Raw genomic sequence first — 15,722 nt, 5'->3', positions numbered from 1 at the left:
TGGCTTTTCCGGAAACGACATGATGCTCAAACTGCATACCCGGCTGCTCCTGGCCGGCATCCTGTTCCTCATGATTCTGGCGCTGACCGCCTGCGCCAAGGACATCCCCGTCTACACGCCGCCCGCCGAACGCCCGGTCGCGGCCATCGACAAACCGTGGGTCAATGGCCAGTTCCTGGCCCTGGCCTATCACGACGTTGAAGACGACGACCCCGATCAGGCCTTTCTCAGCGTGCGCACGGACCGGCTCGCTGAACAGCTGGCCTGGCTGCGCGCCAACGGCTATGAGGCCGTGTCGGTGGATCAGATCCTGGCCGCCCGGCAAGGCGGCAAGCCGCTGCCCGACCGCGCCGTGCTGCTGTCGTTCGACGACGGCTATCGCAGCTTCCACACCCGCGTGCTGCCCATCCTGAAAGCCTACGGATGGCCGGCGCTGCTGGCGCCCGTGGGCGTCTGGATGGACACCCCGTCCGACCGCCCGGTGGATTTCGGCGGCACGCCCGAGGCCCGCAACCGCTTTTTGAACTGGGACGAGATCCGCGAGATTTCGCGCTCCGGGCTTGTGGAAATCGCCGCGCACACGGACGCCTCGCACTACGGCGCGCTGGCCAATCCGCAGGGCAACACTGAGCCGGCCGCTGCAATCCGAGCCTTTGATGCGCGCACCGGCCAGTACGAGACCGAGGCGCAGTTTGACGCCCGCATGGGCCGCGACGTGGCCGCCATCACGGAAAAGATCCGCGCGGCCACCGGCAAGAAGCCCCGCGTGTGGGTCTGGCCCTATGGCGCGGAAGGCGGCTCCACGCTGCGCATCACCGCCGAGAACGGCTACGAGATGGCGCTGACGCTGGAAGACGGCCCCGGGCGCCTGTCCCGCCTGATGTCCACGCCGCGCATGCTGCTGGCCAGCGATCCGGCGCTCAAGTCCTTTGCCAACAGCGTGGTGGGCATGGAGGCCGACCCTTTCATGCGCGTCGCGCACATCGATCTGGACTACGTCTACGACCCGGACCCGGAACAGACCGACCGCAACCTGGGCGTGCTGGTGCAGCGCATCCTGGACATGCAGATCAACACGGTGTTCCTGCAGGCCTATTCCGACCCGCAGGGCGATGGGCTGGTGAAGTCGCTGTACTTCCCGAACCGCTGGCTGCCGATGCGCGCAGACCTCTTCAACCGTGCCGCCTGGCAACTGCACAACCGCGCCAACGTGATGGTCTACGCCTGGATGCCCGTGCTGGCCTTCGACATGGACCCGGCCTTGCCGCGCGTCGAGCGCTGGGATCCGGACACCGGACAGGTGGCGCCCGACCCGGACCAGTACCGCCGCCTGTCGCCCTTTGACGCCACCGTGCGCGCGCGCATCGGCGATCTGTACGAAGACCTGGCGCGCCAGGCGATCTTCGACGGCATCCTGTTCCACGACGACGCGCTGCTGTCGGACTTCGAGGACGCCAGCCCCGGCGCGCTGGCCGCGTACCGCGCGGCCGGACTGCCGGGCAGCATCGCGGAACTTCGTGCGGATCCGGACACGATGCAGCGCTGGACCCGCTACAAAAGCCGCCATCTGGTGGACTTCACCATGGCGCTCGCAGAAAAGGTGCGCGCCGTGCGTGGGCCGCAGATCAAGACGGCCCGCAACATCTACGCCCAGCCCATCCTGAATCCGGAAAGCGAAACCTGGTTCGCCCAGAACCTGGACGACTTTCTGGCCGCCTACGACTGGACCGCGCCGATGGCGATGCCGCTGATGGAAAACGTGGCGCCCGGCAAGGAAAACGCGTGGCTGGACGCACTGGTCGACACCGTCGCCCGCCGGCCCGGCGCGCTGTCCAGGACCGTGTTCGAACTGCAAAGCCGCGACTGGCGCACCGGCCCCGGCCGGCCCGACGCCACACCGGTGGACACCGACGTGCTGGCCGGCTGGATGCGCCGCGTGCAACTGCGCGGCGCCCGCAGCTTCGGCTACTACCCCGACGACTTCTCGCAAGACCAGCCCCGGTTGCAAGGCATCCGGCCCGCCATCTCCGAAGCCTGGTATCCCCTCCAATGACTGATCGATTGATTGCCCTGCTGATTCTCTGCGCGGTGCTCGGCGCGCCGTTTGGATTCACTTTGATGCTGACCGGCGAAGCGCTGCTGGGCTTCGTGTTCTTCTATCCGCTGTTCATGTCCGGCATGTGGATGGCTGGCGGCATCTATTTCTGGTGGCATTGGGAACGCCACTGGGCGTGGGGGTCTGAGCGCACCCCGCCCGAACTGGCCGGCTCGCCGCTGGTGTCGATTCTGGTGCCGTGCTTCAACGAAGCCGACAACGGCGAAGAAACCCTGCTGGCCGCCCTGAACCAGAACTATCCGCACATCGAAGTCATCGCCATCAACGACGGGTCGACCGACGGCACGGCCGCGCTGCTGGACCGCATGGCCGCCGAACACCCGCGCCTGCGCGTGGTGCATCTGGCGCAGAACCAGGGCAAGGCCATGGCGCTGCGCATGGGCGCACTGGCGGCCCGCAGCGAATACCTGGTCTGCATCGACGGCGACGCCCTGCTCGACCCCGATGCCGCCGCCTATCTGGTGGCGCCGCTGATCGACAACCCGCGCGTGGGCGCCGTCACGGGCAACCCGCGCATCCGCACTCGCTCCACCCTGATCGGGCGCATCCAGGTCGGCGAGTTCTCGTCGATCATCGGGCTCATCAAGCGCACGCAGCGCGTGTACGGGCAGGTCTTCACGGTGTCGGGCGTCGTCGCGGCCTTCCGCCGCGTGGCGCTGGACCGCGCGGGCTATTGGAGCCTGGACATGATCACCGAAGACATCGACATCAGCTGGAAGCTGCAGCGCGACCACTGGTCCATCTTTTACGAACCGCGCGGACTGTGCTGGATCCTGATGCCCGAGACGCTGCGCGGATTGTGGAAGCAGCGGCTGCGCTGGGCGCAGGGCGGCGCGGAGGTGTTCCTGAAGAACCTGCGCTCGATCTGGAACTGGCGCCACCGCCGGCTGTGGCCGCTGATGGCCGAGTTCTGCCTGTCGACGGCCTGGGCGTTTGCGTTTGGACTGTCGGTGGTGCTGTGGCTGATCAGCCAGATCGTCGCGCTGCCCAACAACATGCAGATCGCCAGCCTGCTGCCGCCGGCCTTCACCGGCATGATGCTGGCGGTCGTGTGCCTGCTGCAGTTCGCCGTCAGCATCCTGATCGACCGCCGCTATGAGCCGGGCCTGGCGCGCGCGCTCTACTGGGTCATCTGGTATCCGCTGGCCTACTGGATGGTGAGCCTCTTCACCACGCTGGTCAGTTTCCCCAAGGTCATGCTGCGCAAGCAGGCCCAGCGCGCCCGCTGGACCAGTCCCGACCGCGGCATCAAATCACCGGAGGCATCATGATCATCACCACGCAACGCTCGCGCGCGGGCTATCTGTTCGACTTCGCGCTGACCGCCTTTGGCTGGTTCGCGTTCGTCTACCTGTTTGGCGCCGGCATCCTGGCCATTCTGCGCGGGGCCGCCAGCGGCCCGGACGCGCCGCTGCTGCCCGTCTTTCTGCCGACTGTGCAGACCTTGTGGGGCTACGCCGTGCTGGCCGTGGTCAACGCGGCGGTGCTCGTGGCGTGGGCCGTGTACAACCACCGCCGCTTCGGCGGCAAGGACCGCCGCAAGCCGATCCGTCCGCTGACCGACCAGCGCCTGGCCAAGAGCTTTGAAGTCAGCGCCGACCAGTTGACGCAACTGCGCGCCACCCGCGTCGCCGTGATCCACCACGGCAGCGCGGGACAGATCGACGGCATCGAGCACCGCCTGCCGCGCCTGCAATCGCTGCGGGCGGGCTGACGGAACGGCGGGCCTACACCCGCCGCATCTTCGGCAACAGAATCGCCACCACGCCCAGCAGCGGCAGATACGCACACAACTGATAGACGTAGCCGATGCTGGTGGCATCGGCCACCCTGCCCAGCACCGCAGCGCCCAGGCCGCCCATGCCGAAGGCAAAGCCGAAGAACAGGCCCGCGATCATGCCCACCTTGCCCGGAACCAGCTCCTGGGCATAGACCACGATCGCGGAGAAGGCCGACGCCAGCACCACGCCGATGATGACGACGAGCACGCCCGTCCAGAAAAGATTGGCGTGCGGCAGCATCAGCGTGAAAGGCGCCACGCCCAGGATCGACACCCAGATCACGATCTTGCGGCCGATGCGGTCGCCGACCGGTCCGCCCACCACGGTGCCCACCGCCACGGCGGCCAGGAACAGGAAGAGATACAGCTGCGCCTCGCGCACCGACAGCGCGAACTTGTCGATCAGGTAGAAGGTGAAATAGCTGTTCAGGCTGGCCAGATAGAAATACTTCGAGAACACCAGGACGCCCAGCACGCCCAACGCGCCCAGCACCTGATTGCGCGTCAACCCGTTGCCCGCGCCCTCGCGCCGCGCACGCGGTTTGAGCAGCACGCGGTTGGCGCCATACCAGCGCCCGATCCACATCAGCACCACGATGCCGAACAGCGCCGCCAGCGAGAACCACGCCACGCTGCCCTGCCCGTGCGGAATGATGAACAGCGCGGCCAACAGCGGCCCCAACGCCGACCCCACATTGCCGCCCACCTGGAACAGCGACTGCGCCAGCCCGTGCCGCCCGCCCGACGCCATGCGCGCCACGCGCGACGATTCCGGGTGGAACACCGACGAGCCCGTGCCCACCAGCACCGCCGCCACCAGCAGCCAGCCAAACGACGGCGCCGTCGACAGCATCAACAAGCCCACCAGCGTGAAGCCCATGCCCACGGGCAGCGAGTACGGCTTGGGGTTCCGGTCGGTATAGAAACCGATGAACGGCTGAAGCAGCGACGCGGCAAGCTGGTAGACCAGCGTGATCAGCCCGATCTGCGTGAACGTCAGGCTGAACGAGTCCTTGAGCATGGGATAGATGGCGAGCAGGATCGACTGGATCATGTCGTTCATCAGATGCGCCACGCTGATCGCGCCCAGCACCTTGAAGGCGGTGGAGGGATCGGAGGCGGCGGGCGATCCCGCGGCGGGCGACCCTGCGGCAGAGGTCGAGGCAGACAGGCCGGCAGCGGGATTCTGGACGGAGTTCATGAGTCGCACGAAGAAAATGGACAAGCCGGCCACACGCCGGAACCAGGCATCAGTGTAGAAATCCGGCGCCGGCGCGATCTGCCATTTTTCGTCGAGAAAGTGACAACCGCTATGCCAACCCAATGGCAGAATAGGCGCCATGCGCTTCCCGGCGCCTCCTCATCCTTTTGTCGGAAGTGACACCATGGTCGTCCGCCCTCCCCCCGATCCCGCCCGCAGCATCAACGCGCAGGACTACCAGCATCGTCCGCGCGTCGTCACGGCGATGGCCAAGGAATTTTCCCCCGGCGCGCAGACCGGTCCCCATACGCACCCGCGCGCCCAGCTCATTTATGCCGTCGAAGGCGTGATGCGCGTCACCACGCCCAGCGGCTTCTGGGCCTTGCCGCCGCTGCGCGCGCTATGGGTGCCGGCGGGCGTGCCGCACGGCGTCGACATGGTCGGCGCGGTCTCGATGCGTTCCCTTTACATTCAGGCCGACGCGGCCCGGGACTACTGGCCCGAGTGCCAGGTGATCGAGGTCAGCGGCCTGCTGCGGGAATTGATTCTGGCGTTGACGGCCGAGCCCATCGACTACCCGCTCGGGGGACGGGTCGAGCAGATCGCGGGGTTGATCCTGGCTGAGCTGGCCGCCGCGCGCATCGTGCCCATTCAGATCCCGTGGCCGCGCGACCGGCGCCTGCAAGCCATCTGCGCGGCCATTCTGGACCAGCCCGGCCTGCAACGCGGCATCGAGGACTGGGGAAGCGAAGTCGGCGCCAGTGCGCGCACGCTGATCCGATTGTTTCAATCCGAACTAGGACTGAATTACAGACAGTGGGTGCAGCAGGTGCGGCTGGCTGATGCGGTGTGCCGGCTGTCGATGGGCGTGCCAGTGGCGCGCATTGCGGCGGACCTCGGCTACCGCAGCGCCAGCGCCTTCTCCGCCATGTTTCATCGGGCACTGGGCGCCCCACCCCAGCGTTATCTGCAATCCGTCCCCGGGGCCTCGCCAACCTGAACAAAAGCTGAATATCCACTCACATGGGCAGATTTCGTTACCGAAACCTTATTGCGCCCTGGGCGGTCTATAGCGTTCTGCCCTAGAATCGCCTGCAATGAGCAATCCCCAGCAATCCTCCGCCAACCCGGGCGGCAAATCGGGCCTCCCCTGGAAACCTCTCCTGGTTAAAGCGGGCATCGCCGCCGCCGGCGCAGCCGTGTGCAGCGCCGTCGTGCTTGGCCTCGCACTGGCCCTGGCGTGGCCCAGCCTGCCCGACCTGCACGCGATGACCGACTACCGGCCACGCGTGCCCCTGCGCATCTACACCGCGGACAAGGTGCTCATCGGCGAATACGGCGAAGAGCACCGCAACGTGCTGCGTTTCGACGAAATCCCCCCGGTAATGCGGCAGGCCGTTCTGGCGGCCGAGGACGACCGTTTCTACAGCCACGGCGGCGTCGACTGGATGGGCGTCGCACGCGCCGTGCTGACCAACATCGTCAAGGGTTCCAAGTCCCAGGGCGGCAGCACGATCACGATGCAGGTCGCGCGCAACTTCTACCTGTCGTCCGAAAAGACCTATTCACGCAAGTTCTACGAACTGCTGCTGACGTTCAAGATCGAATCCGAGCTCACCAAGGACCAGATCCTCGAGCTCTACATGAACCAGATCTACCTGGGCCATCGCGCCTATGGTTTCGCGGCCGCCTCGCGCACGTACCTGGGCAAGCCGCTGTCGGAGGTCACGCCCGCCGAAGCCGCCATGCTGGCCGGCATTCCGAAGGCGCCCTCGCGTTTCAACCCGATCACCAATTACCCGCGCGCCGAGATCCGCCAGCATTACGTGCTGGGCCGCATGAAGACGCTGGGCTACCTGACGCCGGAGCAGACCGACGAAGCCCTGCAACAGCGCATCACGATCCGCGGCGCGGACGGCAGCAGCACGCGCGGCTTTGCGGTGCACGGCGACTATCCGGCAGAACTGGCCCGCCAGCTGATGTATGGCGTGTTCCAGGAGAACACCTACTCGTCGGGCATCGACGTCTACACCACGATCGATTCCAAGGCGCAGGAAGCGGCTTACCGCGCCGTGCGCGACGGCATCATCGACTACACCCGCCGCGCCGTCTATCCGGGCCCGGAAGACCAGGTCGAGCTGCCCGACGGCGTGGAACAGGACCCCCAGGCGCTCGACGAGATCCTGGACGGCGTGCAGGAAAAGTCGCCCGACAGCGAAGACCTGCTTGCCGCCGTCGTGCTGGCCGCCAGCCCCACTGAAGTCACCGTGGCGCGCAGCGGGCGCGACATCATCACCATTTCGGACAAGAAGGCCCTGGCGGTCGTCGCCCGCGCGCTCAATCCCAAGGCCAGCGACACCCAGCGCATCCGGCGCGGTTCGGTCGTCTACATCCACAAGAACGGCGACAACTGGGAAATCATCAACATGCCGGCGCTGCAGGCTGCGCTGGTGTCGATGGTGCCGCAGGATGGCGCCATCCGCGCCATGATCGGCGGCTTCGACTTCAACCGCGGCCACTTCAACCGCGTCACGCAGGCATGGCGCCAGCCGGGCTCGAACATCAAACCGTTCGTCTATGCGGCTGCGCTGGAACGGGGCCTGACGCCCGCCACGCAGATCTCCGATCAGCCCTTCATGCTGACGGCCGAGCAGACCGGTTCCAAGGCCTGGCAGCCCAAGAACGACGGCAACAAGTACGAACCCATGCTGACCCTGCGCCAGGGGTTGATGCGCTCCAAGAACATGGTGTCGATCCGCATCCTGCAGGCGATTTCACCGCAGTACGCACAGGACTACCTGACGCGCTTCGGCTTCGATAAATCACGCTGGCCGGCCGTGTTGCCGCTTGCGCTGGGCGCGGGTGGCGCCACGCCGCTGCAGGTCGTCAATGGCTACAGCGTGTTTGCCAACGGCGGCTACCGCGTCACGCCCTACCTCATCGACCACGTCACGGACCGCTCCGGCAATGTGCTGATGAAGACCCAGCCCGTCGTGGCCGGCGACGCGCAGGCTCGCGCCATCGACCCGCGCACCGCCTGGGTCATGGACGACATCCTGCGCGATGTCACGGTCAACGGCACCGCCGCCCGTGCGCATCAGGTGCTCAAGCGCAACGACATCGGCGGCAAGACCGGCACCACGAACGACGCCGTGGACGTCTGGTTCTCGGGCTTCACGCAGACGCTGGCCACCACCGTCTGGATGGGCTTTGACCAGCCGAAGTCGCTGGGCACCAACGAGTTCGGCAGCGGCCTGGCGCTCTCCACCTGGCTGGACTATATGCAGCCCGTCCTGAAGGACGTGCCGCAAGCCAAGCCGGCGCCGCGCCCCGACGGCCTGCTGGTCGACAACGGCGAATACTATTTCTCCGAATTCCCGCCGGGCCAGGCGGTGGCCTCGCTGGACCTGTCTTCCGGCGACGCGCTGACCGACTTCCTGAACAACAACCGCTCGACCGACGGCGTCGACACCTCGGTCAAGCCGCTGCCTCCCGGCGGCGCCGCGGCTCCCGAAGGCAGTCCGATCCAGCCGCCGCTGATGCCGATCCCCGTGCCCCGCGCAGACGCCGCCCCCGTTCCGCAGGCGCAGGCCATGCCCGCTGCGGGCGGCGTGCAGACGCCAGCTGTCCCTGCCGCAGCCGCGCCAGTCGACTCGGCGGGCGTAAGCGCCAGCGCGGTAACTGCCCCCGGCGCCGTGACTGCCCGGCCGCTGTAAAGGGCTGCGCATCACGCAAAAACGGGCGCCTTGGCGCCCGTTTTTCTTTGCGTTGTGATCGCCCTACTCGGCGGCTGCGGCCTCGGTCACGACCTCGCGAGGCCACGCCTGCAGGGATTCAAGATTCAGAAACGTGAAATAGCCACCGTTCCAGCCTTCGGTATCGATGTGATACACGTTGCCCAGCGCCAGCGGCGACGCCACCGGGGTGTGCCCCGCCACCACCGCCCGCACGCCCAGGATGCCGGTTCGGTCCATCTGGCGCAGACGGTCGCGCGACCACTGGCACGCCGCGCTGGTGCGCTTATAGCGGTCCTGCAACGCGGACTCCAGCCGGGGCCAGAACAACACCGGGCAGTCGGCATGCAGCAGTCCGACCGCGCCCGACGACGTTTCCACTTCGATGGCAATCGGCAATTGGGTAAAGGCTTCGGCAAACACCTGCTGCCGCTCGGCGGGCAGATCCAGAAACCAGCCACCGCCATAACCGCGCCAGTTCGTCACGTCCACCTTGCCGGTGCGCACGTGACGAATCGCGTAGTCCTCGTGGTTGCCTTGCACCGCGTAGAACCAGGGCTTGGCCAGCCAGTCCAGCGCAGCCTCGTTCTCGGGTCCACGGTCAACCAGATCGCCCACGGAAAAAAGCCGGTCGCGGGTGGGGTCGAACCCCAATTCATCCAGCGCCTGTTGCAGGCGTGAAAAATGTCCATGCACATCGCCTACCGCAAAATCGCGGCCGGATTCGTTGCGCGGAACCTTGAGAAAACGCTGCTCCATGATGATTCGGGAATACCGCAAGGAAAAATCTGACCCTTCTTTTTAACCCGCTTTGGTCCGTCCCCACGGCCAGCCTCGTTACCGAAAGGGTCAAATAGCGTTACGAGAATCGAACTTGTTCGTGATAATGTTTTCTCCTTTCCCGTACTGCCCTGAAAAGGAGTGGCGCCAAGCCGCTTCCCGCCGTCGCCATGACCGCCGCGTCCACCATCAAAACCTGGTATCTCGTCCATAAATGGACCAGCCTGGTTTGCACGATCTTCCTGCTCATCATCTGTCTGACCGGTTTGCCGCTCGTGTTTCATCACGAGATCGAGCATTGGCTCGACGACGGCAAGCCCTTGTCCGCGGTGCCTGCGGACACCCCGCCCGCCAACCTGGACAAGCTCGTGGCCAACGCGCGAGCCATGTACCCGAACGAAGTCGTCGACTACCTGTCGTTCGACCCGGATGAGCCGCAGGTCTTCGTCGGCATGGCGAAGACGCCCGGCGACGGACTGGCCTCGGGCCACGCGATCCGCATGGATGCCCGCACGGGCGATGTGCTGCTCGACGGCCCGCTTTATACCGAAGACAAGTTTTCGTTCATGGGCATCATGCTGGCGCTGCACGTGGACCTGTTCGCGGGCCTGACCGGCGAGCTGTTCCTGGGATTCATGGGCCTGCTGTTCTGCGTGGCCATCGTGTCCGGCGTCGTGCTGTACGGCCCCTTCATGAAGAAGCTGGAATTCGGCACCGTGCGCGCCACGCGCTCGACGCGCCTGAAATGGCTGGACCTGCACAACCTGCTCGGCATCGTGACGCTGGTGTGGGCGCTGGTGGTGGGCTTGACCGGCGTCATCAACGAACTGTCCACGCCGCTCTTCCGCCTGTGGCAATCCACCGAACTGCCGCGCGTGCTGGAACCCTACAAGGGTCAGCCCATCCCCACGCAGCTCGCGTCGGCGCAGTTGGTGGCGGACACCGCGCGCAAGGCCATGCCGGGCAACGAGGTTTCTTTCATCTCCTTCCCCGGCAACGCCTTCGGCAGCCCGCAGCACTTCATTGCGTGGATGCGTGGCGACTCGCCCCTGACGTCCAAGCTGAACACGCCCGTGCTGATTGACGGCCGGACCGGTGCGCTGACGACAGTGGCGAAAATGCCGTGGTATCTGACCGCGCTGGAAGTCTCGCGGCCGCTGCACTTCGGCGATTACGGCGGCCTGCCGCTCAAGATCATCTGGGCGCTGCTGGATCTCGTCACCATCGTGGTGCTGGTGAGCGGACTGTATCTGTGGCTGGCCCGGCGCCGCGCCACCGAAGCGCGCATCAACGAACTCATCAAGAAACACCAGGCTGCGGCCCCGCAAAGGACGCCCGCATGAGCCGCTCAACGAGTAAAGGCAGCCGGGGCTTCCTGTTCGTGTGGGGCGTGCCGATCCTGCTGGGCGTGCTCAGCATCTTTGGCTTGCTGGCGGCCCTGCTGGGCACCGGCGCCTGGCATTGGGCGTCCTGGACCGCGCTGAGCATCCTGCTCGTGGTCATCGTGCGGTACTGGGTGTTCCCGCTCAAGCACTAGCCGAACAGGTTGGGCGGACGGCAGTCGCGCAGACCGTCGCCCGGCCGATGGCGGCCCCGCCAATCGCGGCTCGGCCAATGACGGCCCCGCCGATCAAGGCCGGACACTTACCCCGGCCGGCTGCGCGGCCCCGCTCGCCGCGCCACCCGCCGGGGCTGCTTCCCCTACGCGAACTTCTCGGGATCCGGGCCCAGGCGCGGACCTTCCTTGATGCCGTCGATGGCCGCCATGTCCGCCGCCGACAGCTCGAAGTCGAACACGTCGATGTTCTCGCGGATGCGCTCGGGCGTGACGGACTTCGGTATCACGACCAGGTTGTGCTGAAGATGCCAGCGCAGCGTCACCTGCGCGGGCGACTTGCCGTGCTTTTGCGCCAGGTCCAGGATCACCTTTTCCTTCGTGATGTTGCCTTGCGCCAGCGGACTCCAGGACTCGGTCACGATGCCATGCCGCGCATGAAAGGCCCGCAGCGCATTCTGCGTGAACCCCGGATGCAGCTCGATCTGGTTGACGGCGGGGGTGACGCCGGACGCGTCGATCAGGCGTTCCAGATTGGCTTGCGTGAAGTTCGACACGCCGATCGCGCGCGCGCGGCCGTCTTCCTTCATCTCGATCATGGCGCGCCAGGCGTCCAGGAACTTCTCGCTGCCCGCGACCGGCCAGTGGATGAGGTACAGGTCCACGTACGCCAGCCCCAGCTTCTCCAGGCTTTCGTCCATCGCCTTGTGCGCGTCGTCGTAGCCGTGCTTGTCGTTCCAGAGCTTGGTGGTGATGAACAGGTCCTTGCGCGCCACGCCGGCCGACCGCAGGCCCGCGCCCACGCCTGCCTCGTTGCCGTAGATCGCCGCCGTGTCCACCGACCGGTAACCTGCCGCCAGCGCTTCCTTCACGCTGGACGCTGCCTGATCGTCCGGCACCTGCCAGACGCCCAGGCCCAACTGCGGAATCTTGCCTCCGTCGTTCAATTTCACTGCGGGAACCTTCGCCATAAGACCCTCCGTAGCAAGCGACGCGATCCAGGCGCGGCGAAAACGCGCCCGGTCGCGCAACCAGGGGAGCAGCCGGCCGGACCCCCGGTTGGAAGAGAAAGAAACGGGCCCGACGTGCTGCGCCCGTGTCGCAATACAGCCTTCAATCCCCCGATGCTGGTGCTTCCGTACCAGGGGTTATCCCTCAAATATTACCGCTGGTGCCTCATAATGCCCTGCAAACGGCCTAACTCCCCTGTCGGAGGCGGCCCCAAACCCAGCATCCCGATCATGAATTCTCCTGAAACGCGGCCCGGCAAGGGCGGCGGACTTGCCACGCTTCGCACGCTGTTTCCCTACCTGTGGCCGCCCGGCAAGACCGGCCTGAAGGTCCGCGTCGTGGCGGCGCTGCTGTGCCTGTTCGCCGCCAAGGCCGCAACCGTCTACGTGCCGCTGCTGTACAAGCAGGCGGTCGACGAACTGGGCAAGGGCGCGCCCGGCACGGTGACGGTGCCGCTCGGCCTGATCCTCGCCTACGGCACCGCCCGCGTGCTGTCGCTGCTGTTCTCGGAACTGCGCGATGCCATCTTCGCGCGCGTCGGCCAGCACGCGATCCGCTCGGTTGGCCTGCAGATCTTCCGCCACCTGCACGGTCTGGCGCTGCGCTTTCACCTGGCGCGTCAGACCGGCGGGCTGAACCGCGCCATCGAACGCGGCACCAAGGGCATCCAGACACTGCTGTCGTTCCTGCTGTTCAACATCCTGCCCACGTTCTTCGAGATCAGCCTGGTCTGCATCGTGCTGTGGAAGATGTTCGACGGCTGGCTGGCGCTGGCCACTGGCGCCACCGTCGTGCTGTACATGGCCTACACGCTTGCCGTGACGGAATGGCGCGCCAAGTTCCGGCGCCAGATGAACGAAACCGACTCCGAGGCCAACACCAAGGCCATCGAGAGCCTGCTGAACTACGAGACCGTCAAGTATTTCGGCAACGAAGAACACGAGGCCCGGCGCTACGACGCCTCGCTCACCCGCTACGAACGCGCCGCCGTGCGCAGCCAGGTCAGCCTGTCGATCCTGAACGTCGGCCAGGCCCTCATCATTTCCACGGGACTGACGCTGGTGATGTGGATGGCGGCCAACGGCATCGCCGAGGGCCGCTACACGCTGGGCGATTTCGTGCTGGTCAACACGTATCTCTTGCAGCTCTACACGCCGCTCAGCTTCTTCGGCTTCATCTACCGCGAGATCAAGCAGGCGCTGATCGACATGGAGCGCATGTTCGAGCTGCTGGGCCAGGATCGCGAAGTGGCGGACCGTCCCGGCGCCGCGCCGCTGCAGGTATCGGGCGGCGCGGTGGAGTTCCGCGACGTGCACTTCGGCTATGACCCGCGCCGCGCCATCCTGAAAGGTGTCAGCTTCTCGATTCCCGCCGGCAAGACGGTGGCCGTGGTGGGCACCTCCGGCGCAGGAAAATCCACCATCGCGCGGCTGCTGTTCCGCTTTTATGACACCGACAGCGGCGCCATCCTGATCGACGGCCAGGACGTACGCGACGTCACGCAGGCCAGCGTGCGCGCGGCCATCGGCGTGGTGCCGCAGGACACGGTGCTGTTCAACGACACCATCCGCTACAACATCGGCTACGGCCGGCCGGGCGCCACGGACGCTGAAATCGAGGCCGCCGCGCGCCTTGCTCACATCCACGACCTGATCCTGACCATGCCGGACGGCTACGGCACGATGGTGGGCGAACGCGGCCTGAAGCTGTCGGGCGGCGAAAAGCAGCGCGTGGCGATTGCCCGCACCATCCTCAAGAATCCGGCCATATTCCTGTTCGACGAGGCCACCAGCGCGCTGGACACCCACACGGAACGCGAGATCCAGGCCAACCTGCGCGAAGTCAGCCAGGGCCGTAGTACGCTGATCATCGCGCACCGCCTGTCCACGGTGGGGGACGCGGACGAGATCATCGTGCTGGCCGATGGCCGCATCGTCGAACGCGGCCGCCATCCGCAGTTGCTGGCCCAGGCCGGCATCTACGCCGGCATGTGGGCCCGCCAGCAGGAAAGCGCCCGGGCGGCGCCGGCGGATTGACAAGCCGCGCCCCCTATCCGAACATCGCACCCTTTGATTGCCAGGCCTCCCATGCAGGATTCCCCCACCCTCCCTGAAGTCCGCGTCTGCGCCGCCGGCGATCTGGTCAACGGCGGCCTCGGCGTGAAGGTGCCCGTGACCGATGGCGCGGGCCGCACCACCGCCTTCTTTGTGCGCTACCAGGACCGGGTGCATGGCTACCTGAACCGCTGCGCCCACGTCGGCGTCGAACTGGACTGGGAAGGCAGCTTCTTCACCCGCGCCGGCGACCTCATCATGTGCGCCCGCCACGGCGCCACCTACCAGCCGGACACGGGCCTGTGCGTGGGCGGCCCCTGTCGAAACGGACGCCTCACCGCGCTGGACGTGTCCGAGCGCGACGGCAGCGTCTACTGGCAGCCGGCGGGCAAGATCCTTCCTGCGGACGCGGCCGCCTGATCGATTTTGGCGCGGCGCAATGGTTCGGAATTGCGCCCGGCTTTTCGCCCGGAATTGCGCCCCGATTTGCGCCCAGCTTTACGCCCGGACCGCCACCGCCTGCACCGGCTCCGCCCGCTCGGCATAACGCCGCGCCAGCACCGCGCAGACCATGAGCTGCATCTGGTGAAAGATCATCAAGGGCAACACCACCACGCCCATCTGCGACGTGCCGAACAGCACGGTCGCAAGCGGAATTCCGGACGCCAGCGACTTCTTCGATCCGCAGAACACCAGCGTGATCTCGTTCTCCTTGCTCAGCCCCAGCTTGCGGCTGCCCCACGTCGTGATCAACAGCACCGATCCCAGCAACAAGGCATTCACCAGCACCATCGTGGCAAGGTCGATGGCCGGGAACGCATGCCAGATGCCCTGGGCGACCGCCTCGCTGAACGCGGTGTAGACCGCCAGCAGGATCGAGCTGCGATCCACCTTGGACAGCGTGCGGCTATTGCGCAGCGCCCACGCCCCGATCCACGGCCGCAGCAGGCTGCCCACCGCAAACGGCAGCAGCAGCTGCAGCAGGATGCGGCCAGCGTCGGCCAGGCCATGCCCGCCGCCCTGCCGATGCAGCAGCACCGCCACCAGCAGCGGCGTCAGCACGGTGCCCAGCAGATTGGAGGCCGTCGCCGCGCAGATCGCCCCCGGCACGTTGCCGCGCGCCATCGACGTGAAGGCGATCGACGACTGCACGGTGGACGAGAGCGTGCAGACGAACAGCACGCCGATCCACAGCGACGGCGTCAGCAGCCCGGGAAACAGCGCGCGCAGTCCCAGGCCCAGCGCGGGGAACAACAGAAAGGTGCAGGCCAGGATCAGCCCATGCAGGCGCACGTCCTTCACGCCGGACACGATGGCATCGGTGGACAGCCGCGCCCCGTGCAGGAAGAACAGGAGCGAGATCGCCACGTTGCTCGCCACCATCATGAACGTGGCGCCCTTGCCCACCGCCGGGAGAAAGCTGGCGAACGCCACGGTGGCGATCAGGATGAGGGTGAATTGGTCTGGCAGGAAGCGGCGCATGGCAAAGGC

13 protein-coding genes are annotated in these 15,722 nt (G+C 66.4%); 9 read left to right on the top strand and 4 right to left on the bottom strand.

Annotated elements, in window-relative coordinates:
* Positions 1 to 19: 19 nt before the first annotated feature.
* The 3 genes from pgaB to pgaD are packed head-to-tail and all read left to right on the top strand — an operon-like array spanning position 20 to position 3,830.
* A complete protein-coding gene (pgaB, locus tag HV681_RS16405) occupies positions 20 to 2,053 on the top strand; it encodes a poly-beta-1,6-N-acetyl-D-glucosamine N-deacetylase PgaB (RefSeq protein WP_175124055.1) in 2,034 nt (677 codons plus the stop codon).
* Positions 2,050 to 3,387 carry a poly-beta-1,6-N-acetyl-D-glucosamine synthase gene (gene pgaC / locus HV681_RS16400; RefSeq protein ID WP_175124054.1) on the top strand — a complete coding sequence of 446 codons (1,338 nt, stop codon included), beginning with the start codon at positions 2,050 to 2,052 and terminating at the stop codon, positions 3,385 to 3,387. The genes pgaB and pgaC overlap by 4 nt, the downstream gene beginning before the upstream one ends.
* Positions 3,384 to 3,830, top strand: a complete 447-nt coding sequence (pgaD, locus tag HV681_RS16395; RefSeq protein ID WP_175124053.1) for a poly-beta-1,6-N-acetyl-D-glucosamine biosynthesis protein PgaD — start codon at positions 3,384 to 3,386, stop codon at positions 3,828 to 3,830. Before pgaC ends, pgaD begins: the two co-directional genes overlap by 4 nt.
* Before the next feature lie 13 nt (positions 3,831 to 3,843).
* Here pgaD and HV681_RS16390 read toward each other — a convergent pair whose 3' ends face one another.
* Positions 3,844 to 5,097 (bottom strand): MFS transporter, encoded by a 1,254-nt coding sequence (locus tag HV681_RS16390; protein ID WP_175124052.1) that lies wholly within the window; start codon positions 5,095 to 5,097, stop codon positions 3,844 to 3,846.
* 184 nt (positions 5,098 to 5,281) lie between these two features.
* Here HV681_RS16390 and HV681_RS16385 point away from each other — a divergent pair, with 184 nt between their 5' ends.
* Both HV681_RS16385 and HV681_RS16380 read left to right on the top strand, forming a co-directional pair.
* On the top strand, positions 5,282 to 6,097 hold the full coding sequence (locus HV681_RS16385) for an AraC family transcriptional regulator (protein ID WP_175124051.1): 816 nt from the start codon (positions 5,282 to 5,284) through the stop codon (positions 6,095 to 6,097).
* A 97-nt stretch (positions 6,098 to 6,194) separates the two neighbouring features.
* A complete protein-coding gene (locus HV681_RS16380; protein ID WP_175124050.1) occupies positions 6,195 to 8,813 on the top strand; it encodes a penicillin-binding protein 1A in 2,619 nt (872 codons plus the stop codon).
* A gap of 63 nt (positions 8,814 to 8,876) precedes the next feature.
* Here the strand turns inward: HV681_RS16380 and HV681_RS16375 are convergent, their stop codons facing one another.
* Entirely contained in the window at positions 8,877 to 9,590 is a 714-nt protein-coding gene (locus HV681_RS16375; RefSeq protein ID WP_175124049.1) for a metallophosphoesterase, read from the bottom strand.
* A gap of 191 nt (positions 9,591 to 9,781) precedes the next feature.
* On the opposite strand from HV681_RS16375, the gene HV681_RS16370 reads away from it, so the two are divergent.
* Both HV681_RS16370 and HV681_RS16365 read left to right on the top strand, forming a co-directional pair.
* The gene (locus HV681_RS16370) at positions 9,782 to 10,954 is read left to right on the top strand and encodes a PepSY-associated TM helix domain-containing protein (protein ID WP_175124048.1); all 1,173 of its coding nucleotides are present in this window, start codon (positions 9,782 to 9,784) and stop codon (positions 10,952 to 10,954) included.
* The gene (locus tag HV681_RS16365; RefSeq protein ID WP_175124047.1) at positions 10,951 to 11,148 is read left to right on the top strand and encodes a hypothetical protein; all 198 of its coding nucleotides are present in this window, start codon (positions 10,951 to 10,953) and stop codon (positions 11,146 to 11,148) included. The genes HV681_RS16370 and HV681_RS16365 overlap by 4 nt, the downstream gene beginning before the upstream one ends.
* 164 nt (positions 11,149 to 11,312) lie before the next feature.
* Here the strand turns inward: HV681_RS16365 and HV681_RS16360 are convergent, their stop codons facing one another.
* On the bottom strand, positions 11,313 to 12,137 hold the full coding sequence (locus HV681_RS16360; protein WP_175124046.1) for an aldo/keto reductase: 825 nt from the start codon (positions 12,135 to 12,137) through the stop codon (positions 11,313 to 11,315).
* 270 nt (positions 12,138 to 12,407) lie between these two features.
* On the opposite strand from HV681_RS16360, the gene HV681_RS16355 reads away from it, so the two are divergent.
* Together HV681_RS16355 and HV681_RS16350 are read left to right on the top strand one after the other, a co-directional pair.
* A complete protein-coding gene (locus tag HV681_RS16355) occupies positions 12,408 to 14,213 on the top strand; it encodes an ABCB family ABC transporter ATP-binding protein/permease (RefSeq protein ID WP_175124045.1) in 1,806 nt (601 codons plus the stop codon).
* A gap of 51 nt (positions 14,214 to 14,264) precedes the next feature.
* The gene (locus HV681_RS16350; RefSeq protein WP_175124044.1) at positions 14,265 to 14,651 is read left to right on the top strand and encodes a Rieske (2Fe-2S) protein; all 387 of its coding nucleotides are present in this window, start codon (positions 14,265 to 14,267) and stop codon (positions 14,649 to 14,651) included.
* 78 nt (positions 14,652 to 14,729) lie between these two features.
* On the opposite strand, the gene HV681_RS16345 is transcribed toward HV681_RS16350, so the two are convergent.
* Complete coding sequence (locus tag HV681_RS16345; protein WP_175124043.1) at positions 14,730 to 15,713, bottom strand: bile acid:sodium symporter family protein; 984 nt, start codon at positions 15,711 to 15,713, stop codon at positions 14,730 to 14,732.
* Between the last annotated feature and the right edge of the window lie 9 nt (positions 15,714 to 15,722).

Source organism: Achromobacter animicus, assembly GCF_902859585.1.
GTDB lineage: Bacteria > Pseudomonadota > Gammaproteobacteria > Burkholderiales > Burkholderiaceae_B > Achromobacter > Achromobacter animicus.
The sequence above is the reverse complement of the archived record's forward strand: the minus strand, read 5'-3'. Positions and strand labels throughout refer to the sequence as shown.